Below are 24,275 nucleotides of genomic sequence, written 5' to 3' on the forward strand. Positions count from 1 at the left end.
GTCATGCCCGAAGAAGTGGCTTCAGAACGCATTCAGCAGCGTTCACTGGTTGAAGCAGCTGATGCCTTTGTCGCATCACTGCGAAGGTTCTCCGAGCTGAAGGAAGGCCTGCTAGAACGCGGTCTGGAGTTCGGAGGACGCACGCTTCTCATGGGTCCGGTAGGCACCCACTTCAGGTCCTTCTCGGACAGAGTGGCATCTGAACTCCCTATCAAGATGGTTGTAGTCCGGAATGAACGTGTCTTGGCCGAGCCCGCGAGTCTTTCGGAGTCCATCAGCACCGTGATGGAGTTCGCACGAAGGAACTCTCCTGCACTCGTCCTGATTCCAGAGATTGATGAGCTCTCAGGCATTGGCAGACTTGCCGATGCGATTCTTCGTTCAGAGCTCAGCGGCTACAGCTGGGTCAAGGACGAGGTGCTTGTCCTGTCTTGGACGACAAGGCCGGAGGGTCTGAGTAGGGAACTGACAACGGTCTTCGACCGTGTCCTGCTGTTCGACTATCCATCCTCGGAGGAGCGACTGCAAGTCCTTGAGTCCGTTCTGGATGGGCGTTCCGACCTGGACCTCCCGGCGTTGGCGGAGCTGACCAGTGGATGGGGTTTCGCTGACATGGTGCATCTTGCAACAAGCCTTTATCTCTCTGGAAGCAAAGGCAATGAAAAGGTGTCAGGGTCGAATATGGAGGAGCTGGTGGGTGGAAGTGGGGTGACCCCCATGGGTGATGCACGGACCTTCAGAAGCGTGGTCTCTCGCATTCAGGGGATGGTTCCCACGGAAGAGGTGAAGCTGGAGTCTCTGTACCCCGACGACTTTCTCGACCAGCTCTACCTGATGGCGGTGGGCGACGACTACTCACGGACTCACAGAGTGATTGAGACCCTAAACGCGGGGACTCCGATTGGTCCATCAGACCGTGAATTCCTCAGCAAGTATCCGTTCTTGCTTGTGGGCACGCCAGAAGACCGGCTCACACGGATGCTCAGAGCCAAGAAGAGCAAAGACCGTCTGAGCAGAATCGTGGGACGATAGAACGAAGGGACGGACTCATGTCAGGCCGGCATGTCACTATTGCATCGGTGCGGCTGAAGAACTTCCTCTCCTTCTATGAGGGGCTAGTGGTACTCGACCCCGGCTTGAACGTGATTCTGGGTCCCAATGGCTCGGGCAAGACCTCGGTCTTCCATGCTGTGAAGTTCGCACTGGGCTCTAACCAACGTGAGAACAGATACGCAAAGTGGAGCGACTTCATACGTCATGGTGCATCCATGGCTGAGGTCGAAGTCACACTCATGGTCGACGGTAAAGCGACTCGATTCCTTCGAAAGATTGACCGCGACGGTATCCCGCGTGCCTACATGGACGGACGGAGGATCAAGGCTGCAGAGCACCGTGTCATCGTACAAGCACTTGGTCTCGATGTGGACAACACGCTGGTATTCATGCCACAGGAACGAATCAATGCTCTCAGAGACCTCAACCCTCTTGAGGTGCGAAAGCTGGTCGAAGAGGGGACGGGTCTAGCGGCTCTGAGGGACCGGATTGCCGCTCAGGAGGTTGAGGTCGCTCTGGACCGGCAGCGTCTGGAGTCGGCCGTCTCGGAGTCAGAACTCGTGAAGAGGGAACTGGACCTACTACAGAAGGACCTCGAGCGCCTCCAGAAGAAGCGTGAACTACAGAGAGAAGAACGAGCCCTCGGGATTGAAGTGAGATGGGCCTCGCTCGAAGACGTCCGCCAGCGTGCCAGCACGGTCAGGAGTGAGATGGCAGAAAGAGAGGCAGGACTGGTCTCGCTCGACGCGGAGCACAAAGCTGTTGGTGAGCAGGTAGCTGCCGCGGAACGGGCGACTGCAGCCCTTGAGACGAAGGCAGAGGAACTTCAGATGGAACTGGGAAAGATTGACGCCCGGCTCCAAGAGGAGGAACTGAAGCTCCAGAGGCTGCAGGACGACAGCAAGAAGGCAGTGGTGGAGGTTCGTCAGCTTGAGAAGGATGTGGTGAGCGCAAAGAGGCGACGAGAGAAGACGTCCCAAGACCTGGTCCGGGCGTCGAAGGCAAAGGAGCAGTATGAAGAGTCTGTGCGGCTGCTTCGTGCACAGACGGAGGAACTGGAGAAGGAGCGAGCGGAGATTGACGCAAAGCTCGAAGCCTTTGCAGAGTGGAACGCTCGGCGTGCTCAGGCCCACGGAGTGTACCGATCGTTGCAGGCCGAGGCGGAGGGCAAGGAAGTACTTCTCAGAAGTCTGAATGAGCGGCTACAGAACGAGCAGGCCGAGTACCAGAGCATCCAGACTCGCTGGGGCAACATCTGGTCTACTCTTGAATCGATGGATGAGAAGGAACTTGTAAAGAAGAAAGGTCATCTTGAAGCTCGACTCGCCGCTCTCAACGAGGAGCGATTCAGGGAGACGAGCCGTGCTTCCCAGATTCAGAAGGAGGTGGAGGAACTCAGAGGGCGCATATCCGAGTCATCCCGGCGAATTCCTGACACTGTCCGACAGCTGAGAGAAGCGATTGATGAACACAAGATTGGCAGCGCGGCTGGACCACTGATTGCACTGGTGGGGCAGGAGAGCCAGTACTCTGCTGCACTGGAGGGCGTCCTCTTCAACGATCTCGCCTTCGCCTTCATCGTGAAGGACAGTGCAGACTTCTCTCTGTTGGAGAAGCTGAGAAACAACCTCGAGTCCCCTTCTCCTCTCATTCTCGTCAGTCAAGATGTGGTCCTGCAGGAACGTCCCGTGCTTCCCCCCGCAAAAGGCGTGTTGGGGTGGTTGTGGGACCTCGTGGGGCTGGACGCTCCAACCACAGACATGTTTCGTAGAGCCATTGGCGACTTCGTCCTTGTAAGTGACTATCGCACGGCGTCACGTCTTGCACAGAAGGAAGGTCTTTCCGCGGTCACGCTCTCCGGCCAGGTAGTGCTGAGAGAGGGCGGACGGACAGTCAGTCATCCGGCGAGAACACCCACAGGGGTCCTGTCGACAGCACCACTCCAGAGTAGACTGTCGCGAGCCTTGAAAGAGCTGGAGGCGGCCAACAAGAAGGTCACTGAGCTGGTGACCCAGAGCGAACAGGTGACAAGGGAGCGTGAGGCAGTCCTCGACCTGATTAGTCAAATCACCCGCTGGAGTGGGACCTGGGAAAGACGAAAGCAGCTCCTTGACAGCATCCCCCAGTTGGAGGAGAGAGTTGCAGCAGTCGATGACGAACTCAAGTCCCTTCAGCAACGCCTTGGAAAGGCGGAGAGAGACCTCCGGTCACTGGATGCTTCTCAGCCGCCAGAACGCAGTAGACTCGTTGGGGAGCTGTCCGCTGTAAGAATGAAGCAACGAGGAGTCCAGTCAGATCTCTCGAAGGCAGAAGAGGCTCTCAGCTCAGCCGAGCGTGACGAGGTGACACTGCGGTCTGAGCTCAGGAGTATTGACGAGACCGTCACAGCGCTCAGCGACCGACTCGAGGAGCTGAGAGAGGAGCTCCGCTCTTCGAAGGATACGGCTTCTCTCATCCACCAGACAATTGAAACACTGCGTGACGGCCGGGAGGCAACGAAGAATGCCCATCAGGAGGTCAAGCTACAGATTCAGCGCTCACGAGAGACCGCGAAGGTTCTCACCAGTCGACTTGTGGAACTCAGTCTGTCCATGCGGGAGCGCCGACAACAGGCGAATCAAGCCCGGCGTCAGCTCAACGCACTTGAGCAGGAGGCTCGGGAATTAGAGGACTCGTTGAAGGGCGAGCCCAGACCCGACCGGGTTCGCGCGCTTGCCACGGTGCGCGACGAGCTGGTACGGGTTCGTCACCGGCTTGACGAATACCATGATGTGACGGAGGCTGTCGCTCAGACCGAGAGTGAGTTGAAGGGACGACTACAAGGGCTCGCTGCTCGTGTTGCAGAGTTGAGAGAAGAGCTCTCTGCCGCAGAGACCGCAGTGATGAACATCCGGTCTCAGTACCACCATGGGATGTATGATATTCTCTCGCGAGTCGAAGCGGAAGTAAACCGCGTCTTGAGCATTGTCAGTTTTGCGGCCAGTGTCAGGTTCGAGCTTGTTGAAACTGATGGCGAATACGGAGTGGAGTTTAAGACACGAATCAAGAGTGACCAGTTCTCGAAGATCAGTGCAGGGTCCGGTGGAGAGCGTTCCCTGATAGCTATTGCTCTGATACTGGCTCTGCAGCGATTCAGTGCGGCCCCGGTGTACGCTCTGGATGAGATTGACATCTTCCTGGATGCGACCAATACTGAGATGGTAAGTATGCTGCTTCATGACTCCTCAAGACGCAGCCAGTTCATCTTGTTCACGCCTGCCAAGAGCACTCACCTCCTGAAGCATGCCGACAGAAGAATTGGTATTGTCGCTCCAAGGGGTACAGAGCCCTCCGTGGTGATTGAGAGCCCGGAGTTTGCAGTCCAGTAGAGGGGAACGATACATGTCGACCATCGAGGAGCTGTCGCGAATGGTCCTTGAACTGGCGGAGTCAATCAGGACTGGCAAGACCGACGCCCTTGAGTATCGACTGACAGAGCACTATAGAGCCCTGTGCGAGTCGGCGGCGTGTGTCGACAGCAGAATCGACGTTGACGAGGTGCTCAACAGCATCCTTACTGCAAAGGTGACAAGGGTTGAGGAGATTGCCCGGGTAATAGGTACTCCCGAGGTCTATGTCAACCGTATCAAGGCTCTCTCTGCATCACAACTGGCCGGACTCATCGCATATCGTTCTCCTGTCGTCATGCACAGACTGGACCGAGAAGGGCTCGAACGGTCGCTTGAACGCCTGACTCAGCTCATTGATGCTCATGGCCGACCGAGACCAGCCGATCCCGTTCCATTGATGTCCGGTCTGCCCAACGACTTCAAGTTCACCTCAGAGGAGTCCGTCTTTCTCGCTGACCTAGAGGCCTTCAAGAAGAGAATACCTAAGGGAATGCGCCTCTCTGTCGCGGAAGTCGTGAAGAGCGATGACTTCGACGAGTTCCTTCGTCGATTCCTCTTCGTCATCGTTCTTGTCGCTCGAGGTATGGTTGACTATGACCCTGTGACCAAGACACTGAAGCGTGTCTAGTACATCATCCACTACGCTCAGGACGGAATTCGGATCGCACTCCCTTCTCGGAGACAGGCGGAGGTGCCATGCATGACAGTTTCTGATTCGCTCGAATCGTTCAACCAACACACGCACGAGCAGCCCCGACTTGATAGCCAGAGGACTTGAAGAAGGAGAGGTGTGGGCCGCGGTCCAGAAGAGAAGAGAAAGTAGGTATTCGCGTGGTTAGGAGGGGGATTAGGGAGATATGAAGTAGCTTCTGAACCTCAACCCACAATAGTGAATCCAACTCTTTGTTTTAAAAACGTTCGTGATTATGCATATAGTCGAACTCCACTCTCTCACAGGTTGAGGCTTGTTCAGGAGGTCAAGCGACTATCTGACAAGTGGTCCGTTTCTGTTTGTGGGTGTTCTGACCTCGTTCTGGTACGCTATCGCCTCTGCAAGCGGAGCGGTACTCGGTTTCTCATCACAGGTTGTGTCTTCTGACCGAGATGCTGGTGTGCGGAACCTACTGAGAGGATGCTCATGTAGTACTGCTGAGGTGAATGAGACCGTGCGCCAGACAGACCCGGAAACCAAGATGTCCCTCACTGATTCTGCGGGGACTCCCCAGACACGGGTACTAGTATCCCCACTCTTGTCCCAGTCTCTGTCGATACCAGCGCTGGCCGTATCGACTCAGGCGGTAGCTGCCGGCTTGCTCTTCAAGTATGCCCATGCCAATCATGCTCTGCAGCACACCATAGAGCTGTTCCTCTGAGGAACCTGTCAGTTCCCTTAGCCTTCCAAAGGTCAGTGCACCCTCTCGCTTCAGGATCTGCGCCACTTCGAACTTGCCGACCGCGCGGGTCTCTCCCCGGGTGATCACATGCCCGCAGACAGTGCAGAGCAGGTCTCCCTTGAGGTCGTCGCGCGCCACTTCGGAGCTACCACAGACTGGGCAGTTCGACTTTGCGAATCTGAGTGACCGTCTGTGTGACATCTATAACCACAAGAGCCCAGATAGATTCCAAGATAAAACTAGCGAACGGACAGCTACTCGGTCCGTGTTTCGTCAAGCCTTCTGAAGAAGGCATCGTAGTCAATCTCAAAGCCGACCCTGCTTCCCGGCCTGGTCTTCTGCCTCGTTGCATCAACTTCAAGATAGCCCTTCGACTCGAGCTCCCTTATGTCCTCGATGATTCCCCTGCGAGTCTTCTTTCTCAACTCTCGGACGCTATCAATCGCCACCCAACCCCCCTGCTGGTATGCCAGCGTGATGACCACCAGTAGCGTGGCAGCGAGGCGGTCAGGAAGGGTATGACTAGCCATGTCGCCATCCAACCTACCCACTGTTTCCACATAGAACACATGGTCTACCGGGTTGTGACGAATGGTCATGCCCATCAGGGCCAGTTGCCTCTGGAGTCCTGCAAGGTGACGAAAGAGTACGTGGCGGCCAAAGTCCTCAGGAAGACCGAGGGCGTCCAGCATGTCTTCCACTGCCGCTCCGATTGGTGTCCCTGTCCGTGTCAGGAGCCGCATGAGAACAGAATACTCGTTCATCAAGTAGTTGTATACTGCGAGATGTATAAATGAAGTGCCCGGGACTCGTGCTCAGCTCTTCCAAGCAGTTTCCAATCCATGACACCTGACGGTGGAAGCTGAGTTGATCCAGCTGCCTATGACATGGTATGAACGGTATAGTTGGCCCCTCCAGACCAACCATTCTCTCCTCTTCTGAACGCAACTGGCAGTCATATCTCCACCTGTCTATTTATGTCCTTTGGCTCAGTGTCCCGGATGGTCCTCGCATTCGCGACCGGGCTGGTGAGCGGGGAGTCGATGCTCTTGTGCGTCCCTCAGGCGCACGACGGTTGTGACATTGGAACAGGTGCCCAGCAGACACCTGTTATGCCTTCTGTCGGGCGGCGGTCCTCGGCGACGAGATATTCTTCCAGAACGAGCGTTCGCTCCGAACGTGTGTGGTCCGACTGAACCGGAGTGGTGTCCATGCAAGACACAAGTGCGAGATGCACCTGCCATTCTGTCCGCATAGCATAGACCGTGCAACTATCATTTGGTCGTGCATGCTGTCAGTGTTGGCATTTCGTTCAACCGGCAACGCTTAAAGGGGGTTGTTTTTCTCGCCCGGCCAAAGCCTAAGGGTATCTAGGCCGAGATAGGCATCATACCCCTGCCAGACGGACCTGATATCCAAGCTGGTGATAGATCAAGATGCAACTGTTTGACACATTCCTAAGCGCAATGACCCTTCCCGAGCAGCTCATGGTTCTCTCGGTTATTGGAGCTGCAATCGTGAGCTTAGTATATGCGTACTGGCTCTGGGTGGGGGTCAAAGCCAAAGAGACTGGTACCGAACAGATGAACTCGGTGTGGAGTGCAATCCGCGAGGGTGCTCTGTCTTACCTAAGGAAGCAGAGACGCTCCATCATCCCGATTCTGCTGGTCCTGACCATCATCCTCTTTCTGAGCGTCTATGCGGTGACTCCGACTCAGCAGGCAAGTGACCTGTTTGGTCCTGATGCTCCTTTCATGGTTGCAATGGGGCGGACGATTGCTTTCCTCATGGGTGGCACGTTCTCACTGCTTGTCGGACAGCTCGGCATGCGTGTCGCTATCAACTCAAGCGTTAGGGTGGCTCAGGCCACTCGAAGTAGTGGCGAGCGCGGTGAGAGATACAACAAAGCCCTTGAGATAGCATACCACGGAGGCACCTTCACTGGAATGCTCACAGATGGACTTGGTCTCATGGGTGGTACTACAATCTTCATTTTCTTTGGTGTCGCTGCCCCTGATGCACTTCTAGGATTCGGTCTTGGCGGCACACTCCTTGCTCTGTTCATGAGAGTCGGTGGTGGCATATATACCAAGGCGGCAGATGTCGGTGCTGACCTCGTGGGCAAGGTCGAACAGGGACTTCCCGAGGACGACCCAAGGAATGCTGCGGTCATTGCGGACCTTGTCGGTGACAACGTGGGTGACTGCGCAGGCATGGCGGCCGACATATTCGAGTCATATGAGGTCACCATCGTGTCGGCACTCATCATCGGTATCACAATTGCCTACAACACAGGAATGTCCTTCCTTGGTTGGATTGTCTTTCCTCTAGTGGTCCGCGGGGTTGGTGTCATCTCCTCCATGCTTGGGACATATGCAGTGGCACTCTGGGGCAAGTTCCTACAAAGAGAAGTGGGTGCAGAACATGCGATGTTCATGTCCTATGAGCTGTCCAGCGCGTTCACGATAGGTGTTTCTCTTCTCCTATCCTTCTTCTACATGAATGACATTCGATACGGAGTACTGATAGCCATCGGTGTCATGCTTGCCGTGTCCTTCAATCCAATCACGAGCTACTTCACCTCCACAGAGAAGCCCCCGGTAAAGGAGATCAAGAAATCGACCGACACCGGCACTGCAACACTGATTCTCTCTGGTTTGGCATCCGGCTACGAGTCGACTGTCGCAGCACTCCTTGCCATTGTCACGACATTCGTCATGGCTTGGATTCTATTCTTGGGTTCCGACCTGATTATGGTACTCTATGCCATCGCTCTTGTCGGTATTGGTATGCTGACCCACACTGGCAACAATGTGGCAATGGACTCCTATGGTCCGATCAGTGACAATGCGAACGGAATCGGCGAGCTGTCCCCAGGCGACTTTGACGACAGTGCGCGTCAGGTGATGGCCGACCTCGATGCGGTCGGTAACACAACGAAGGCGATTACCAAGGGAGTCGCCATTGCGTCCGCAGTCATTGCAGCAGTCAGTCTCTTCGACAGCTTTGTAGTGTCCGTGAACGAACGACTGGTTGCGATGGGTCAAGCGACCATTGAGCTACTTCTCTCCGACCCCATCATATTCTCTGGTCTCCTCATTGGTGCGGCGGTCCCGTGGCTATTCTCTGCGTTCAACATCAAGGCCGTTGCACGGGCGGCGGGCCAGATGGTAACCGAAGTGCGCCGGCAATTCCGCATTCCTGGCATACTTGAAGGCACACGGAAGCCTGACTATGACAAGGCTGTCGCAATCTCAACTAGCGCAGCACAGAAGGAGCTCGTCAGTCTGGCTGTGATGACGATCTCAATACCGCTGCTTGTCGGTGTGCTGCTGAACATTGAGGCTCTCGGCGGCTTCCTTGCAGGCATAATCGTCTCAGGCCAGCTGCTTGCGGTCTTCATGGCCAACACAGGTGCAGCATGGGACAATGCGAAGAAGTCAATCGAAGACGAGCCGCGTGATGCGGAAAAGAACCTTGGAAAGGGCTCGGAACGACACAAGGCCAGTGTTGTCGGAGACACAGTCGGAGACCCATTGAAGGACACAGCGGGACCTGCTCTCAACCCGATGATCAAGGTCATTAACCTCGTGTCCCTCATCGCAGCTCCGATACTTGTGACCTACCGCTTCGGGGCAGACATGGTCATCAACCTTGCTCTGGGTGTAATGGTCGTCCTGCTTCTGACTGTCGTAATATGGGCGGTCCGGAAGAGCACAAGGTCGTCTGACTTTGGGAAGTCCGCGGTCATGGAAGTTGAGCAGTAGGCGCTGATCAGCGTGAAGGCGGCGACACTCATGCCGCCTTCCGCCTCTCTTTCTTTGCATCTTGGTTCATTTCCTCCGTCATCTGTGCTGAAGACAGTACGTCCTGCAGACCGTACCATACTGAGCGACTGAGTCAGGCGTGGTGCTGAACTCCTGATTGGCGTTTTGGAGAAGCATCTACCAGCACTACTCTCCCTTGTTGCTTGCCTGTAGTGAGTTGAAGTGGTTTCGTCTGGCAAACGCTAATATGCCCTCTGAGGTACTGTTCATGTCAACCGACTAGAAAGGTTGTACAAGCGATGACCGTACTAGAATACAAAGACAATCAGTTTCGCGAGTGTTCAGGACAGCCCACCACAGACATCACTCTGAAGGTGGACGACATGCAGAAGAAGCTGATTCTCACCATACCCAGCAACGTGTCCATGATTGAGGCACGAGCTGCAGAGAGAAACGCAAGGTCGATTGAGAAGTCCGGTTTCCAGACTGCGAAGCAGGGGCGGATAGGCAGAGGCTACGAGCTTGTGGTTGAGGGTCACGGTGGTGCTCTCCCTGACAGGCTGAAACACTCGCCAAGAGAAGTCTACTGAGACTATCCTGAACAACTTTGTTCTCCCTATTCTACTTGAGAAAGATAGAATAGGGGTTTGTTGTCATACCGACTACAACATAGAGGAGTCTGGACTAGAATGTCGGGCGAGGATGTTCGCAGAATCATTGAAGAGGCGACCAAGGAGTCACTCAACCAGTCCTTCACTGAAGCTGGACGCAAGTTTGTAGAGGCTGCGATGGCCAGCGAGCAACGAGGTGACATGGATGGTGCTGGTCGGCTCTACGGTCAAGCGGCGGATGCGTTCCTGAAGGCGGCAGAGAAATACCGAGCCTCCAAGAGTTACAAGAACGCTGCGCTCAACATGTGCGCGGCGGGAGACCTGTACTCCGAGCTAGCTGAAGCAGAGTCCGCCATGAAGGCCTATCAGAGAGCGGCTGAAGACCTGTTCTCTGCATCGGATGAACACCTCATGTGGGGCGAAGAAGCGGAGACCAAGAAGGGAACCGCACTTGCGGTGGTAGCCTCGATGGTGTACATGATGATCGGCATGGAGTCCGAGGGTTTCAAGAGAGCGAAGGCCTTCACACTCAAGAACTCTTCGAAGCTGAGATATCCTGCTACAGTGAGGATAAGCGAGATACCACAGATGCTCGAAGGTGCCATCAGGTCAGTTGACATCTCTGCGTTCTCGTCTGCCGAGACGGCAGCAGTCACTGAGCTCAAGAGTGCCCTGATCAACGCTGGAGCCCAGGACTTTGTCAAGTATGTTGACAAGGGCCTTGACATGGTGAGGGAGATACTCCGCGGTCAGCTGAAGACTCCGAAGGTCACAACAAGACTGGAGTTGCCCATCGATGCGACATTCAAAGAGCCGTTCCCCGTCACAGTGCACATAATCAATGAAGGCGACGGCGATGCCCTGAATCTCTCTGTGGAGTGGTTCTTGGACGACGAACTTGTCTTCGTCACAGGTGAGAAGAAGCGTTCCTTCTCGAAGTTGCCGGCTGGGACTGAGTTCAGTCTCGAGATGAAGGCACGAGCTGCCAATCCCGACCTGATGGGAACCGCCGACTACCAGGTAATGCTCCGTGGTAGCTACCTCGACATGCTGAAGACCGAGTACACACTTCAAGCTGGACCGGGTAGTGTCATCGTTCGCGACTTCAAGATGACCGAGAAGCTCATGCACGACATCGATGTGAGTGATGGGCGTGTAGGTCTGCTGGGTCAGTCTGTCAGGTCGTCCAAATTGGAGAAGGCCCCGCTCCTCAGACTCCTGACCGGTCTTGAGTCATCACTTCTCAAGGCACGGGAAGAGATACGCGCCAAGGACCTCGACTCGGCACGAGCAAGAATCGGTGTAGTCAACGAAGTGATTGACACTATAGACTCACTTCTGGGAGATGACGCACTGGTTCGGGAGGCTATCGCTCAAAGGGATGCCGAGAAGAAGGCATACGCCCGTGCTCTCCTGACGCCTGTGCGAGAGACCCTCTCAAGAGCCATCAGTTCAAGAGAGGATGCGCTCAGGTCTGAGATTGCATCAAGCCTCACCAGATGGGATGCAGACGCTACGAACAAGATGCATCTTGCACAGGGAGCAAAGAGCGTGTCCACAGGTCTACAGGAAGTGACGAGAGAACTGGAATCGCTCTACGCGCAGCTTCCTGCGGCGTCAGGCACCGAGAGCCCTGAAGAGGCTGCCCGGCGCACGAAGATTCGCACATGGGTGGAGTCACTGAAGTCGAAGGTTGCTGCCATGCAGGTTCAGGCCGCTAGCATGTCATCAAACCAGGCGCTAGTTCCTGTGCCTCGTCCCTCAATCCCCGAGAGAATCGAGCTGGCTCTGCGAGTCCTGAGAGAAGTGAGTGATGAGGTCGGCAGAACCCTTGAGGCCAAGAGTGCAGAGCTTGGTGTGTAGCTCTGCTATCTCTTCCTCTCCATGAATGACTGAAGTCGGTCCATTGCCTCTGTGATTGTTTCAGGTGGCGGCAGATAGACACTCCTGAAGTGACCTGCACCGTACTTTGCGCAGAAGCCTGACCCGGGGACAAATACCACGCCAGTGTTGTTGAGCACGTCGAGCACAAACTCCGTGTCGTTCTTCCATCTGCCCTTGAGTTCAATCTTGGGCATGATGTAGAAGGCCGCCTGTGGAAGTCTTGTGGAGATCGAGTCAATAGAGTTCAGTCTCTTGTAGATGGTGTCCCGGCGTTCACGAAGACGTCGCATCACATCTGACAGATGTCGCCCGTCGCTTCTCAGAGCGGCTGCCGCTGCAACCTGCGCAGGGGCGTTGACGCATATTCTGACTCGGGCCTGACGAATCATGGCGTCACGAAGCGGCTCGAGTTCGTTCTTCGGCTGGTGGAAGTACACGTATCCGACACGCCAGCCCGGCGCCAAGTACACCTTGCTCACACCGTTGAAGCCTACGACCGGCACATCCTTGGCCACGCGTACCATCGGGGTCATGGGCTTGTCGAATGTGAGCTGGTCATAGATCTCGTCACTGATCAGTGGCAGACCGTGCTCTCCAGCAAGATTCACAATTGCACGCATGGTCTTCTCGTCGTAGACCGCACCTGTAGGATTGTTGGGATTGATGACGAGAATGCCGACGGTCTTGTCGCATATCTTCTTCCGCATGTCATCTATGTCAGGAGCCCAGTCCTCTTCTTCAATGGTCCTGTAGGTGACCGGTTCCCCTCCGAAGAAACTGATGTAGCTTATGTACGGAGGATATGAGGGACCGGGCACAAGCAACTGTGAGCCGTTCTCGATGAGTGAGCCTGCGAGAAACTGTATCGCCTCGGACACACCGCTGGTGACGATCATCGTGGAAGGGTCCACAGTGATACCGTTGACCCGTCTCTCCTTCTCGGCCGCTGCGTTCCGGAGCTCTTCTAGCCCTTCGGATGGTGAGTACCAGTTCGCACCGTCTCTTGTGGCAGTACAGAGGGCATCCACCATGAAGTCTGGTGTTCGCCAGTCGAATACGTTGGGGTCGCCGATATTCAAGTAGATGGGTGTCTTTCCCTTCTCCTTCTGGTACTTCTTCGCAGCAACCACTATGTCCCGTATGGCGTATTGAAGATTCGCAGCCCTAGCAGTTATTCTCATCTTCATCGGTGACTCGCCCGGAGCGAGACCCAAGTTGACGGGTATTTACGGTTTGTGGACTGAACGCCCTTGATTGTCAGTGAGCGGGACTGATGACGTATGTTGTCCAGTGGCAATACAGTTGTCAGAGGGACATGAGCAGACTCGGCTCTCAGTCACGACCGAGTCCCTATGTCCTGATAGGCTGGGCCTCATGCAAAACAGGACAGGGCACCGTCTGGTCTACAGAGTTGTGTCACTATGTACGTAGGAGGTCTCCTATCTCCTTCGCGTATTTCCGCATATGCGTGATTGACAGGCCCATGGATGTCAGGTCCTTCGCGGAACCCATGATGAGGAAGTCGCCTGCCTGGGAGAGCACGACGAAGCCTTTGCTACCCCTGATGATCACCTCGTATAGCTCGTCTAGGTCGAGCTTCTGAGCCGCCATCTCTCCCTGAACAAGCAGTGCCGCACTGACTGCCGCCATCAGGTCCGGGTCTGCATCGGACTCCTCCGTTGCGAAATAGGCCAGTTTGACTCCCTGCTTGCTGACCACTGCGATTGCATCGAGGTCCGTAAGATCAGTGAGCCCCATGAGCAGCTCCACAAGCTGTTTCTCCACTTTCGGGTCGAGGTTGGTAGACAATACGCGTTCCTCCGAGTCTGCAGAAGACATTCTGTGCTGATGTCCTTTAATACTTTGACTGCACAGACTGAGCGGATGAGAACCCGCCTCACTTCGCCACAAGCTTGCGTTTGGCTGGCTTCTTTCCTTCGGTGGTGGCACCTGTCGACTCGGTTTCCTCGAGTTCCGACCTGAAGAAGCTTATCAGGTCCCCCAGTCGCTCTCTCATCTCTGCCTTTATTGGGCTCAATATGGCGTCAGGAGTGCCCTTCAGAAGCTCTATTCCGAGTACGCGTCCATCCTTGACGATCACCCTCGGAATGAATCCTTCTGCCATGAAAGTGCCTTCTGGAGGATCGCGGACCTTCTCGAACCTTCGTTCTATCTTCTCCTGACCAAAGACCTTCACCTTGTGCTCGGCAACAGTGAAGATCTCGTTGTAGACAATCAGAAGTTCCCTCTGGTAGCCCTCCGGAGGGTCGGTGCGCTCAAGCTCCGCAATCATCTCACGAAGCTCTGGTGACATCTCAGCCGCTGAAGCAGGTGCAGCCTGAGCCGTTCGAGCTGTGGCTGCAGAAGCTGACGGTACGCTCGTGGACGTGACGGCAGTACGTACCGGTGGCGGCTGGGGTGGTTGAGTGGTTTCCGCGCTCCTGCTGGGTCCCGTCGAGGTGGCCTGAGGAGGCGACACAGTAGTAGCGGCGCGAGTTGTCGGAGGGGGAGTAGTGGTCGCCGTTGTGGTTTCTGGTGCTGACGTCGCTGCGGCTGCTGTCTTTGGGGTTGGTGGAGGAGTGCTTGTGGTTGCAGTCTGTCTGGGAGGAGTTGGTTGTCCGGGCTTCATCACTGGTGTCGCTGCTGTTGAACCGTCCAGTGCAGAGAAGAACGTAGGCGGCTCCTCGCCTTCGTCGACAGCCTTCACTTTGAAGTGAAATCCGTACTCTGTTCGAAGATTGGTGGCCACACGTGCTCCTACGAACTTCGCTCTGATGTTCGCCTGAGTGCCTTTCCATAGGTATATGCTCTTTGTCGCATCGTCTACAACACACAGGACTCTCGTCGAGTCTAGACTGTCCTTCGATAGCTCGACCGGTGTGAGTGTCCCATCTTCAGAAACTTCGTACCCGAGAACCATCTATCGTGCACCTGGGCCTGGGTCCTCACAAGATGCCAGTAGGCCAAGGAGAACTCCGTTTGGCTGAATCAGTCCATATCTTCTAGTGCTTATCCTTGTCGGTAGTATATTACTCTTTGCTGGATATGTGCAGGGATGCCAGTCCGGTCCAGTCTGCCCGCGGCACCTACTTGACCCAAGCAGGGAAGCCTTATCTTTCGGGTACCCCAACAGCGATTGGTGTTCAATCTGGTTAGTCACGAAGAGGCAGTCGCTGTCTACCGACAGCGGCTATCAGAAGGTCCTCGTCTGAAGCCCATCCATTACGTCATGGGCTTTGGCTTCTCCGCAGCACTGATGGGCGTCACCACCTTTGATCTGATGCTCTATGTCAATGTGGTCTTGGACCTCGGTCTGATGCTGTCGCAGATAGAATCATACACACTGCTGATGCTCTTCGTTTGGGCGGCGGTCTGCCCGCTGTCCGTGTGCGTGATGTACTTGGTGCGGCAAAGACCGAGCGTGATCTCACTACTTCTCCGTGTCCATCGTTTCTTGAAACGCGGGACTGGTGAGTACTTCCTCTGCCCTGAACCAGGTGGTAGTGACCTCCGACAGGTACTCAGAAGGTCTCTGTATGGCTCGGTCCTGGTATCAGGGATTGCGCTCACCGTTCTGAGCTTCCAGCTGATTGTCCCCTCGTCCAGTGAACAGGTAATGACCTTTGGAGCTGCAGTGATGGTTGTGAGTTTCATAGTCCTGCCACTGACTCTGATGGAGTTTTACTTCGGTCCGTGGCTCTTCAAGGACGCTGGTCTGTTTCACCTGGACTCACGAGACCGCTCTCTGAGTAATGTCGGTGATGACTTGGAGGACATGTTGGAGTTCTTCGCGGGCATCGACATATTGCTTGTGTGGCTGGAGATCACACTGAACACTAGTACTTGGGTCGCGCTCCTCATCATAGCCATAGTCCTAGGCCCTCTGTTTGCGATTATCATCAACTTCACTCTGGTCTTTACAATGATTGAGCGAGACGCGGTGACGTCGATGATCTCCTCGATAATGACCGACCATCAGATGGCCGACATTGTCCGTGACCCGGAGGGAATCCGGAAGAGGGTGCTTGCTCTAATAGACAAGAGGATGGTCATGCCTGCAGGAGAATCTGACGCACGAGAGGATTGCCATCTGAGTGAGACGGCGGTATCATGATGGCTTACTGACGACTCTCAACGACCCATCTCTTAGTTGTACGTTGACATGTGCGTCTTCGGAGAGATGCGGCAGTTCTCTCTGGGCCGTCAGACTCGTCACTCTGATGCCGTTGATGTCAAGCAGCGCACGAGTCATTCCTAGTCCACATGTCAGTGCAACGACTCTGGCTGGCAGTCCGTGTGGGTCGTCTCGGGCGGTGATTATCACGTCTTCAGGCTTGATGGTCACCGTCACTCTCGTTCCTACAGCTCCGCTGCCGATGGCTTGAAAGACCCCCCCGCATACTTCGACGCTCAATCGGCCATTCTTGTAATCCTCCAGCACAACCGCATCCAGCAGATTGCCTCTTCCGACGAAGGAGGCAACAAACGCACTCGAAGGCATGTCGTAAATCTGTCTGGGCGTGCCTGTCTGGAGGACAACCCCCTCGTTAAGGACTGCCACCCGGTCTGCGATGGCGAACGCCTCCTCTTGACTGTGGGTCACGTATACGGTCGTGACCCCTAGCCTCTTCTGTATTGATCTAATCTCGGACTGGAGCCTCTCTCGAAGGACCAAGTCAAGTGAGGACAGTGGCTCGTCCAGAAGCAGAAGACTTGGCCTTGTAGCAAGGGCTCTTGCGAGGGACACACGCTGCTGCTCGCCTCCGCTGAGCTCTCGTACCCGCCGACCGAGGAGATGTCTTATTTCAAGCATGTCGGAGAGTTCGAGCACACGTTCACGTATCTGTGACTCTGTCCATCCTGCAATGTCCGGACCGAATGCGATGTTCTCCATCACGGACATGTTGGGGAAGAGTGCATGCCACTGAAACACCATCCCAATCCCTCTGGCACGAGGAGGGACGCCCGCCATGTCTCTGCCATCAAACTTTACGTGTCCACTCTCTGCTGAGATGAAGCCCGCTATCATGCGCAGTGTTGTGGACTTTCCGGAACCGCTCGGGCCCAGCAGACACATGAGCTCACCATCCTCCACTGTCAGGTCGATGGGGCCTATTCGAGTCCCATCGGCGAACCTGCGAACCATCCCCTCGACCTCCACTCTCACCATTAGAAACGGCTCACCTTCTCGACCCCTGCGACTCTCTCAATCAATACGAACGCTGTAATGCAGCACATCACCAACACCAGAGCTGCTGCGCCTGCATGGACGAATTTGCGTACACCGAGATACTGATACACCGCAACGGACAGTGTGATGTTCTGCGGGAGTGCTATGAAGAGCGTGGCAGACATCTCTCCGATGGCCATGGCGAAAGCGAATGCGGCTCCCACGGCAATACCGGGTGCCAGTATGGGAAGTTCCACAAAGAACAGCTTCTGCAGCCGAGATGCGCCAAGGAGGTCAGCTTGGTCCATGATGTCTGGCTCCATTGCCAACAGCGCTATTTCTATCGACCTCGTCGTGAAGGGCAGACCCACAATTGTCTGGGCGAAGACTATCAGAAGCCAAGGGTTCTGGCCCAGACCTAGTGGTACTGCAATGGCCTGCATCAGACCGTAGGCGACCGTGATTGAGGACACTCCAAGCGGTAACATCACTAGTGCAGACGCGAGGGTGCCGGAGCGTGATGTCCTCCCCCTTCGCACATACGCAAGCGGGAATGCCAGCAGTACTGCGAACAGCGTGGAGATGGATGCATAGAACAGGGAGTTGATGAGCGGGAGCAGACCTCCTCCAGTACCGAACACCAGCAGATTCTGAAGCCCTTCGAGTGTATATGTCCTCCGGACTGAGTCGTACACTGCGGAGTGAAACGTTGAAACGACTGGACCAGCAACCAGCACGACTATCGCTGCTGAGTAGAGTACAACAAGCGTTCTCTGTGGTAGGGTCAAGTCTGACAGGTGCACGGTCCTGATTGAGCCCACAGTCATTGCCTGCTGCTCGTTCCTTGTCGCATAGGAATAGGCCACTGCGATGCTGGTGGTCACGAAAGCCTGCATCAGCACTAGCGCACTGGCCTCTGGATAGTCGAACGTTCTGAATGCGTTCCATATCTGAACCTCGACTGTCATGAAGTTGCCCTCTCCCAGTGCGAGCACAATGGGGAAAGACAGGAAACAGAATAGAAAGACTAGGAGTGAGGATGCCATGAGCGAGTGTGATATGTGTGGCAGTACTATCCGCCTAAGCCTCTGAAGTGGCGATGCGCCCAGTGCCTCAGCGACATCCTCCAGCTCGGGGGGCAACCTTTGAAGAGATGAGGAGATTACCAGCAGGACTATTGGGATGTTGTAGAAGGCGTGGGCGAGCACTATGCCAAGAGGACCTGATGCAAGGTTGATCACGGACGAAGTAGTGCCCAATATGGCCCCAAGAGCTGAGTCAACTATACCGTATGCTCCGAACATCCTGAGAAAGCCTATTACCACTGCAATCGGGGGCAGAACGAAGGGGACTATGATAGTTGCACGCACCAGCGACTTTGCGCGGAAGTCGAGACGAGCAAGGATGAACGCGCCCGGCAGGCCGATGGCAAGTGTGAGTGCTGTACTCACGAGTGCCTGAGCAAATGTGAACTGCAGGGTCCTGTGAGTTACAACTGACCCGAGGGTGTCTGTGAGTGATAATGGCCACTGTGGAACCAGCCCAGCAAAGGTCACGTACGCGACAGGATAGAGGATGAAGACGACCAACACGGTCAACGGGATGACTAGCACCCACTGTGCTGTATGTGTTGGTCGCAAGTGAATCAGCACACTCATTGAGTCATGATGATGTCCCACTCGTCGAGCCATTGAGTGAGGTTGGCACGTATCTCTGTCGCTGACAAGTACTGATTCAGGTCAGTGACATCCTCTGGGTGCAGCGCATATTGGAACGCTTCCGGCAGCGTGACCCCCGGACTGACAGGGAACATCCACTGGTTGAGTGCTATCTGCTGTTGTACCGGCAGAGTCAGGCAGTAGTCTACGAATGCCCTTGCCAGTCCCGGGTTCGGACCGTTCTTCACAACTCCAACTCCCTCGACCTGAAGCCAAGCGTAACTGCTGTTGTTGTATACAAACGGAGCGACTCCAATGTTGGGCGCTGACCCCGTGTAGTATGCGGAGTAGGCTGGGTCGGTGCCGTATGACACAAGCATATGTCTTGTTGGGTCGTCATCCCACTTGGACCATGCTTCTGACCAGCCCTGTTGAACGTCTATCTTTGATTTCACCTGAGTCCACCATTCAGTCCAATCCTTCCCAAGTATCTTTTCATATGCTGCAATCTGACTGAGCATGAAGGCCAGACCCGGGCTGCTCAGGTGTGGGTTCTCTGTCACGAGTGCAGACGCCATATCAGGAGCGGCCAGTGCTTCAAAGGTCAGGTTAGCAAGAACAGGGTGGGTTGTGGTGTTCATGTCGGCAAGAGAGTATACGACTGCAATTATGCCAAAGTCGAATGGAGTCAGATAGTGATCCGGACTCAGTGCGTTCACCAGTCTGGTGTCTATCAGCTCAACACCTGTCGCATTGTACGGTTCGAGGACTGCCCTTGCGGCCTCCTGCATCACAAGCACGTTGTCAATCCCTATCACGACGTCCGCCACCGGTTTCGAAGCCTCAGCATTCAAACGTGCCACAATGCCACTGGCATCCGTCTGCAGTCTGACTATCTCTATGTCCACCCCATGTGTCAGCTCAAATTGACCGAAGACGCGCTCATCGATTGTGCTCGGGTCGTCTCCCCATGCCATGAAGCTGTCATAGGTGTAGACATACATCTTGTGCTTGGGCCATGACCAGATTGCAAAACCGGCCACTGCAATTATGATCACTGCAACAATAGCCCCCACTGTGATCCGTGGGTCTCGTCTCTTGGTGTACTGTGGGATGCTCATGAACAGTCTCCTTATAAGGCCATTATACAACGGCCTTATGATACCAGACAGCGATATATACCTTTTCTTCAGGAGAGTAGCAGTTGTGAGACCTCCATGTGAGATTGTCCAGAAAGAACTCCTTCCCCTTGTGAGGTCATGCGTTGCCCGTGCTCTCAAGGACCATGGCCTCTCTCAGAATGAGATTGGGGCAAGGATGCGAGTGACACAGGCTGCTGTCAGCAAGTACCTTTCGGGCCCGCTTGCAGAAGGACCATTGTATGCAGAAGTCGAGGGGTTAATCGAGCAGGTCACGGAAGACCTGCTTGAGGGACGTCCCGAGTCCGATGTCATCGACCATCTGTGCCGGGTCTGCATGGAACTCAGGATTGGTTCCGTAGTGTGTCGCCGGCACAGGGAGACTCACAGGAGTCTGAAGGAGGAAGACTGTCAGGCTTGCGCGCAACTTCTCGGTGGCGAACGTGAGACGTTTCAGAGTCGATTCTCGCTGCTATCAGAGATGAGAGTGGCCATGGAGACCATCGAGGGTTGTTCTGTGTTCCATAGGCTCATTCCGGAAGTGCGGTCGAACTTGGTAGCATGTGACTCCAAGGCGAAGGAGTCGCGGGATGTCGTGGGGATACCGGGCAGGATTACCGTTGTTAGAGGTCGAGTACGAGCACTGGCATCACCTGAGTACGGTGCGTCAGGTCACACTGCCAAGATGCTACTGTGGGCCAGATCGTTCTATCCCCGTGTGCATGCATGTCTCGCGATAAGTGGCAAGGATGAGACTGTCAGAGCTGCACAGGACTCGGGTTTTCCAGTTGAGCGAATTGCGTCGCCGGCGGGTGCGGTGGAGGAGATAATCGAAGCTGCAAGACTGACAACAAACCGTCGTGCAGACTACACATCAGTGCATTTGCCGGGGGGACTGGGTATCGAACCCATACTGTACCTGTTCGGTCCCTCGGCCGTCGAGCTGGCGCAGCGGGCAGTGATCGTGGCCGAGAGGCTTAGCCAGTCCTAGTACTGGACGTGTTACAAGGTCTTATCTCACAATTGGTTCAGGGCTGAAGAGGATGCCCATGAAACCGTCACCTCAGATCCGGAATGGCCAGATGGATGACTGTAGGGACCTCCTGACAGTATATCAGACAACGAGACGACTGCGCATGGCGGACGCCACAGTGGAGGATGTGAAGACAGCTCACCGAGGGCCGCTCTTCAGAAAGTGGGGCTGGCTTGTGGCTTTGCAGGACGGACGCGCAATAGCTGAGATTGTCTTCCGGACTGAGAGGAGTGACGCATATGGCAAATTGGGAATCATCACAAGCATAGATGTGGACGTCAGGTATCAGAGAAGAGGCATTGGCTCCCTCCTGACCAAGGCCGCCGAGGAAGTTCTTAGAAGCAAGGGGGTGTCCCGTGTCCTTGTTGACTCCACTCCTGAGTCCTACAACTTCTGGATGCGGCAGGGGTACTTCAGCAGAGGCTCACTGTTTGAACTGAGTGCCGACTTACGGAGTCTGAGAAGAGGTGGTCCCAGAGCACTCAGCATGACGAGACTGGAGGATTCTGAGCGGTTGCCAGCGTGTCTGGAACTCCACAATCTCGCGCCTCCCGGCCTGCTGTCCAAGACAGCAGGAGCGATACTAGGAGGACGGTGCAGGGGGGAGGTCTTTGAGTTTCGTTACGAGGGTGAGCTCGTAGGCGCCGGTGCATTCGCGGTTGAAAACGATGACACGGCTTCATTTGTTGCGGATGCCTTTAATGGCGGGTCGGCTCAGTTGGGTTTCATTGCGTGTCGAACTGCGCGAGCTGCAAGTACGGCTGGAATCAGACGAGTCAGGACCGTTGTGTCACGAGATCTCATTCCTGAGTACGAGACACTTGCTAGTTGGACCGTCACGCCATCAAGCATCATGCCCGCCGTCAAGATTCTGTAGTCACTGCGGGTTCACGGGTCCCTCGACGAGCGGGAGAATCAGGTTGACGAATATCAGCGTCAGCCCGATTGCCCATATGCTTGCCAAGTTGAAGTGCCAGTACACCAGCGCCATTGATGTCACGCCGATGAGGTAGAACAATGCGAGCACCACTACTGCGAACACTAGGTCCACTATCAGTGTGGTGCGTAGTCCTTGTCCCTTCCGCCAGCGTAGGAGCGGTATTGCAAAGGCGACTCCCAGCAGAACCGCCAGGCTGAGGACTTCTTCGACTCTGATAGATGCGAAGCCGAACAGTCTCTTCGCCTCCGCGGTCAGGTTCTCATCGGTGACGACGACTACCTTCATCTCATGTTGCCACTTGGAGAATGCGCCGGTGTCGATATAGAATGTGAACTCACCGGGAGCAACTGTCTGATTGATGAGGCCCGGTACAGGAACCCCATCAACGAACACGGTCAAGTTGACCTGCTTCCATGTGCTCTCGATCTTGATGGTCACCGGAGCGTAACCCACTATGATGTCTTGGTCGGTCGAAACGAATGACACAGTCGGTACGCCATGATTGTTCACGACCAGCACCATGCGAACTGTGTAGTGATGACCGTATGCGTCGTATGCGATGAATGTAAAGTTGTGCTCACCCTCTGAGTACACAGTCGTATTGAGTGTGAAGGTCACAGTACCTGCAGAGAGTGTGATGTTCCGGACATCAAATGCCAACACATCGTCGACATATGCAGACAGGGTCACGTTAGGATAGGGCGTTGCCACATACATCTTGATCTCAGCATTTCCAGCTATTTCGCTGTATGATGTTATTCCCACCGTGCTGATTCTCACGTTATCAAGGAACGTGTAGTTGCGCGCGACGCTCGCAGTCAGTCCCTCAGGCGTAGTCACGACGATGTTGACCCTGTTGATTCCATTCTCGTAGAGACTGCCATTGATTGTGTAGTTGTTTACTCCTGTGAATATGAGCGTCTTGTTGTACTCTGGAAGGAGTCGTCCTGCAATGGAGATGTTCAGGTAGACTTGGGTATACGTCGATGTCACGTTCAGCGTAAGATTTGTCAGACCTGTGATGACACCATCTACCCCGGGTGCCACGATGGCCAGGGACGGCGATCCGTGGTTATTCACAAGAAACACCAAGTGGTAGGTCTCACGGTCGACCGGAGTGAAGGTCTCGTTCTCAAACAGGAAGGTGAAATTCAGGTTGCCTTCAGGAAGCTGAAGTGTGTCGACTGTGACGTTGACCACTCCGGTGCCAATCTCTGTACGGTTGTAAGGGGGGTATATGTCACCATTCACGAAGAGCGTGAGATTCACAGGCCCGTTGACTGAAGTCACATTGAGAGTCACGTTTACTGTGCCCATCAGTGTGCTCTGGTTGGAGGGTTGAATGAGCACTACGGACATATTCGGGGAGTCGTAACCAGCCAGTATGGGTTCACACGCTGGGCCGTCAATGACCACATCGCCAACTATGGTCAAGGGCTGGTAGGACTGAATGGCCCCGACGAAGACAAGCATAAGGAGTAGAGTTGCTAACAGACGGTTGCTCTTCATGTTGTTACCTTCCTGGGAACCAATGCTCTCCGAGGCGGGCGTCCCGCGCTCAGCGCGGGGGCCGTTTTAAAGATAGCGACAAAAAGAACCACGTACTGCATCTACACGACGGTACTACACCACAACGCTTTTCGTGTGCTTCAACTGGCGGAGTCTGATTTCAGTTGAAGAGGTCATGGGAATTCCCTTCGAAAGACGGCCGTTCAATCAGTGTGAGGGATGCGACCGCAAGGGATGCGCGGGACATGCACACCACCTTCTGTGATGTTGTCTGGGAGGGAAGGTGGCTTCCCACACTGCAACCGAACTCGACAGTTGCTGACTGGGTGACTTGGATTGAGGGTGCCCGAAGACGCGGTGACGTGATTCTGAAGGCGGAGGTCGAGGGACAGCATGCCGGACACCTGACTCTGCAGCCTGAGGAGTGGGCTGCATCGCGGCATGTGGCAAAGCTCGGCATAATCGTCCGCATGGACTACCGGAACATCGGAGTTGGGCGATCACTGATGCTTGCTGCGGAGCGAGCGGCACCGGAGGCTGGCTATGAGAAGATTGTTCTGAGCACATTTGCAGACAACTCGGCTGCCCAGCATCTCTATTCATCACTGGGCTACCGGACTGTCGGGACGAGGTTCAATCACTTCAAGATGGAGAAGGGCTTTATACACGAAGTGCTCTATGAGAAGGAGCTAAGTCATCCAATACCGTGACCGAAGAGGCCTCTCCGC

Annotated in this window: 19 protein-coding genes; 10 read left to right on the plus strand and 9 right to left on the minus strand. The window is 55.0% G+C overall.

Going from position 1 to position 24,275, the window contains the following annotated elements:
• Positions 1–3: 3 nt before the first annotated feature.
• The 3 genes from HXY34_05130 to HXY34_05140 are packed head-to-tail and all read left to right on the plus strand — an operon-like array spanning position 4 to position 5,070.
• Complete coding sequence (locus HXY34_05130; protein ID NWF95502.1) at positions 4–1,032, plus strand: AAA family ATPase; 1,029 nt, start codon at positions 4–6, stop codon at positions 1,030–1,032.
• 17 nt (positions 1,033–1,049) lie between these two features.
• Positions 1,050–4,421 (plus strand): chromosome segregation protein SMC, encoded by a 3,372-nt coding sequence (locus HXY34_05135; protein NWF95503.1) that lies wholly within the window; start codon positions 1,050–1,052, stop codon positions 4,419–4,421.
• Positions 4,422–4,461: 40 nt separating this feature from the next.
• Positions 4,462–5,070, plus strand: coding sequence for a hypothetical protein (locus HXY34_05140; GenBank protein NWF95504.1), 609 nt, complete (start codon positions 4,462–4,464; stop codon positions 5,068–5,070).
• Between the two features lie 607 nt (positions 5,071–5,677).
• Here HXY34_05140 and HXY34_05145 read toward each other — a convergent pair.
• Together HXY34_05145 and HXY34_05150 are read right to left on the minus strand one after the other, a co-directional pair.
• Positions 5,678–6,037 carry a TFIIB-type zinc ribbon-containing protein gene (locus tag HXY34_05145; GenBank protein ID NWF95505.1) on the minus strand — a complete coding sequence of 120 codons (360 nt, stop codon included), beginning with the start codon at positions 6,035–6,037 and terminating at the stop codon, positions 5,678–5,680.
• A gap of 53 nt (positions 6,038–6,090) precedes the next feature.
• Positions 6,091–6,603 carry a hypothetical protein gene (locus HXY34_05150; GenBank protein NWF95506.1) on the minus strand — a complete coding sequence of 171 codons (513 nt, stop codon included), beginning with the start codon at positions 6,601–6,603 and terminating at the stop codon, positions 6,091–6,093.
• Between the two features lie 699 nt (positions 6,604–7,302).
• On the opposite strand from HXY34_05150, the gene HXY34_05155 reads away from it, so the two are divergent.
• The 3 genes from HXY34_05155 (at position 7,303) to HXY34_05165 (ending at position 12,077) form a co-directional block, all read left to right on the plus strand.
• Positions 7,303–9,603: a sodium-translocating pyrophosphatase gene (locus HXY34_05155; GenBank protein NWF95507.1), complete on the plus strand. Its 2,301-nt coding sequence runs from the start codon at positions 7,303–7,305 to the stop codon at positions 9,601–9,603.
• A gap of 299 nt (positions 9,604–9,902) precedes the next feature.
• Entirely contained in the window at positions 9,903–10,193 is a 291-nt protein-coding gene (locus HXY34_05160; GenBank protein NWF95508.1) for a hypothetical protein, read from the plus strand.
• A 99-nt stretch (positions 10,194–10,292) separates the two neighbouring features.
• Entirely contained in the window at positions 10,293–12,077 is a 1,785-nt protein-coding gene (locus tag HXY34_05165; protein NWF95509.1) for a hypothetical protein, read from the plus strand.
• A 5-nt stretch (positions 12,078–12,082) separates the two neighbouring features.
• On the opposite strand, the gene HXY34_05170 is transcribed toward HXY34_05165, so the two are convergent.
• The 3 genes from HXY34_05170 to HXY34_05180 form a co-directional block, all read right to left on the minus strand.
• A complete protein-coding gene (locus HXY34_05170) occupies positions 12,083–13,285 on the minus strand; it encodes an aminotransferase class I/II-fold pyridoxal phosphate-dependent enzyme (protein NWF95510.1) in 1,203 nt (400 codons plus the stop codon).
• A 232-nt stretch (positions 13,286–13,517) separates the two neighbouring features.
• Positions 13,518–13,907, minus strand: a complete 390-nt coding sequence (locus HXY34_05175; protein NWF95511.1) for a roadblock/LC7 domain-containing protein — start codon at positions 13,905–13,907, stop codon at positions 13,518–13,520.
• A gap of 88 nt (positions 13,908–13,995) precedes the next feature.
• Positions 13,996–15,018, minus strand: a complete 1,023-nt coding sequence (locus HXY34_05180; protein NWF95512.1) for a hypothetical protein — start codon at positions 15,016–15,018, stop codon at positions 13,996–13,998.
• A gap of 219 nt (positions 15,019–15,237) precedes the next feature.
• Here HXY34_05180 and HXY34_05185 point away from each other — a divergent pair, with 219 nt between their 5' ends.
• Positions 15,238–16,212 carry a hypothetical protein gene (locus HXY34_05185; protein NWF95513.1) on the plus strand — a complete coding sequence of 325 codons (975 nt, stop codon included), beginning with the start codon at positions 15,238–15,240 and terminating at the stop codon, positions 16,210–16,212.
• On the opposite strand, the gene HXY34_05190 is transcribed toward HXY34_05185, so the two are convergent.
• Genes HXY34_05190 through HXY34_05200 form a run of 3 tightly spaced genes read right to left on the minus strand, consistent with a single transcriptional unit; the run spans position 16,207 to position 20,047 of the window.
• A complete protein-coding gene (locus HXY34_05190) occupies positions 16,207–17,268 on the minus strand; it encodes an ABC transporter ATP-binding protein (protein NWF95514.1) in 1,062 nt (353 codons plus the stop codon). The genes HXY34_05185 and HXY34_05190 overlap by 6 nt on opposite strands.
• Positions 17,268–18,908, minus strand: coding sequence for an iron ABC transporter permease (locus HXY34_05195; protein NWF95515.1), 1,641 nt, complete (start codon positions 18,906–18,908; stop codon positions 17,268–17,270). Before HXY34_05195 ends, HXY34_05190 begins: the two co-directional genes overlap by 1 nt.
• Positions 18,909–18,922: 14 nt before the next feature.
• On the minus strand, positions 18,923–20,047 hold the full coding sequence (locus HXY34_05200) for a thiamine ABC transporter substrate-binding protein (protein ID NWF95516.1): 1,125 nt from the start codon (positions 20,045–20,047) through the stop codon (positions 18,923–18,925).
• Between HXY34_05200 and HXY34_05205 the strand changes: the two genes are divergently transcribed.
• Both HXY34_05205 and HXY34_05210 read left to right on the plus strand, forming a co-directional pair.
• Positions 20,046–21,056, plus strand: a complete 1,011-nt coding sequence (locus HXY34_05205) for a hypothetical protein (protein NWF95517.1) — start codon at positions 20,046–20,048, stop codon at positions 21,054–21,056. The two genes, HXY34_05200 and HXY34_05205, sit on opposite strands and share 2 nt — an antisense overlap.
• A 58-nt stretch (positions 21,057–21,114) precedes the next feature.
• Entirely contained in the window at positions 21,115–21,975 is an 861-nt protein-coding gene (locus tag HXY34_05210) for a GNAT family N-acetyltransferase (GenBank protein ID NWF95518.1), read from the plus strand.
• Here HXY34_05210 and HXY34_05215 read toward each other — a convergent pair whose 3' ends face one another.
• A complete protein-coding gene (locus HXY34_05215) occupies positions 21,976–23,547 on the minus strand; it encodes a hypothetical protein (GenBank protein NWF95519.1) in 1,572 nt (523 codons plus the stop codon). It lies immediately after the preceding gene.
• Positions 23,548–23,711: 164 nt separating this feature from the next.
• Here HXY34_05215 and HXY34_05220 point away from each other — a divergent pair, with 164 nt between their 5' ends.
• The gene (locus HXY34_05220; GenBank protein ID NWF95520.1) at positions 23,712–24,257 is read left to right on the plus strand and encodes a GNAT family N-acetyltransferase; all 546 of its coding nucleotides are present in this window, start codon (positions 23,712–23,714) and stop codon (positions 24,255–24,257) included.
• The last annotated feature ends 18 nt before the right edge of the window (positions 24,258–24,275 follow it).

Source organism: Candidatus Thorarchaeota archaeon (assembly GCA_013388835.1).
Lineage (GTDB): Archaea > Asgardarchaeota > Thorarchaeia > Thorarchaeales > Thorarchaeaceae > JACAEL01.

What these genes read in the sequence shown, in the direction of transcription:
- HXY34_05130 (NWF95502.1), top strand. Translation starts at nt 4, where the DNA reads ATGCCCGAAGAAGTGGCTTCAGAACGCATTCAGCAGCGTTCACTGGTT.
- HXY34_05135 (NWF95503.1), top strand. Translation starts at nt 1,050, where the DNA reads ATGTCAGGCCGGCATGTCACTATTGCATCGGTGCGGCTGAAGAACTTC.
- HXY34_05140 (NWF95504.1), top strand. Translation starts at nt 4,462, where the DNA reads ATGGTCCTTGAACTGGCGGAGTCAATCAGGACTGGCAAGACCGACGCC.
- HXY34_05145 (NWF95505.1), bottom strand. Translation starts at nt 6,037, where the DNA reads ATGTCACACAGACGGTCACTCAGATTCGCAAAGTCGAACTGCCCAGTC.
- HXY34_05155 (NWF95507.1), top strand. Translation starts at nt 7,303, where the DNA reads ATGACCCTTCCCGAGCAGCTCATGGTTCTCTCGGTTATTGGAGCTGCA.
- HXY34_05160 (NWF95508.1), top strand. Translation starts at nt 9,903, where the DNA reads ATGACCGTACTAGAATACAAAGACAATCAGTTTCGCGAGTGTTCAGGA.
- HXY34_05165 (NWF95509.1), top strand. Translation starts at nt 10,293, where the DNA reads ATGTCGGGCGAGGATGTTCGCAGAATCATTGAAGAGGCGACCAAGGAG.
- HXY34_05170 (NWF95510.1), bottom strand. Translation starts at nt 13,285, where the DNA reads ATGAAGATGAGAATAACTGCTAGGGCTGCGAATCTTCAATACGCCATA.
- HXY34_05180 (NWF95512.1), bottom strand. Translation starts at nt 15,018, where the DNA reads ATGGTTCTCGGGTACGAAGTTTCTGAAGATGGGACACTCACACCGGTC.
- HXY34_05190 (NWF95514.1), bottom strand. Translation starts at nt 17,268, where the DNA reads ATGGTGAGAGTGGAGGTCGAGGGGATGGTTCGCAGGTTCGCCGATGGG.
- HXY34_05205 (NWF95517.1), top strand. Translation starts at nt 20,046, where the DNA reads ATGAACAGTCTCCTTATAAGGCCATTATACAACGGCCTTATGATACCA.
- HXY34_05200 (NWF95516.1), bottom strand. Translation starts at nt 20,047, where the DNA reads ATGAGCATCCCACAGTACACCAAGAGACGAGACCCACGGATCACAGTG.
- HXY34_05210 (NWF95518.1), top strand. Translation starts at nt 21,115, where the DNA reads ATGAAACCGTCACCTCAGATCCGGAATGGCCAGATGGATGACTGTAGG.
- HXY34_05215 (NWF95519.1), bottom strand. Translation starts at nt 23,547, where the DNA reads ATGAAGAGCAACCGTCTGTTAGCAACTCTACTCCTTATGCTTGTCTTC.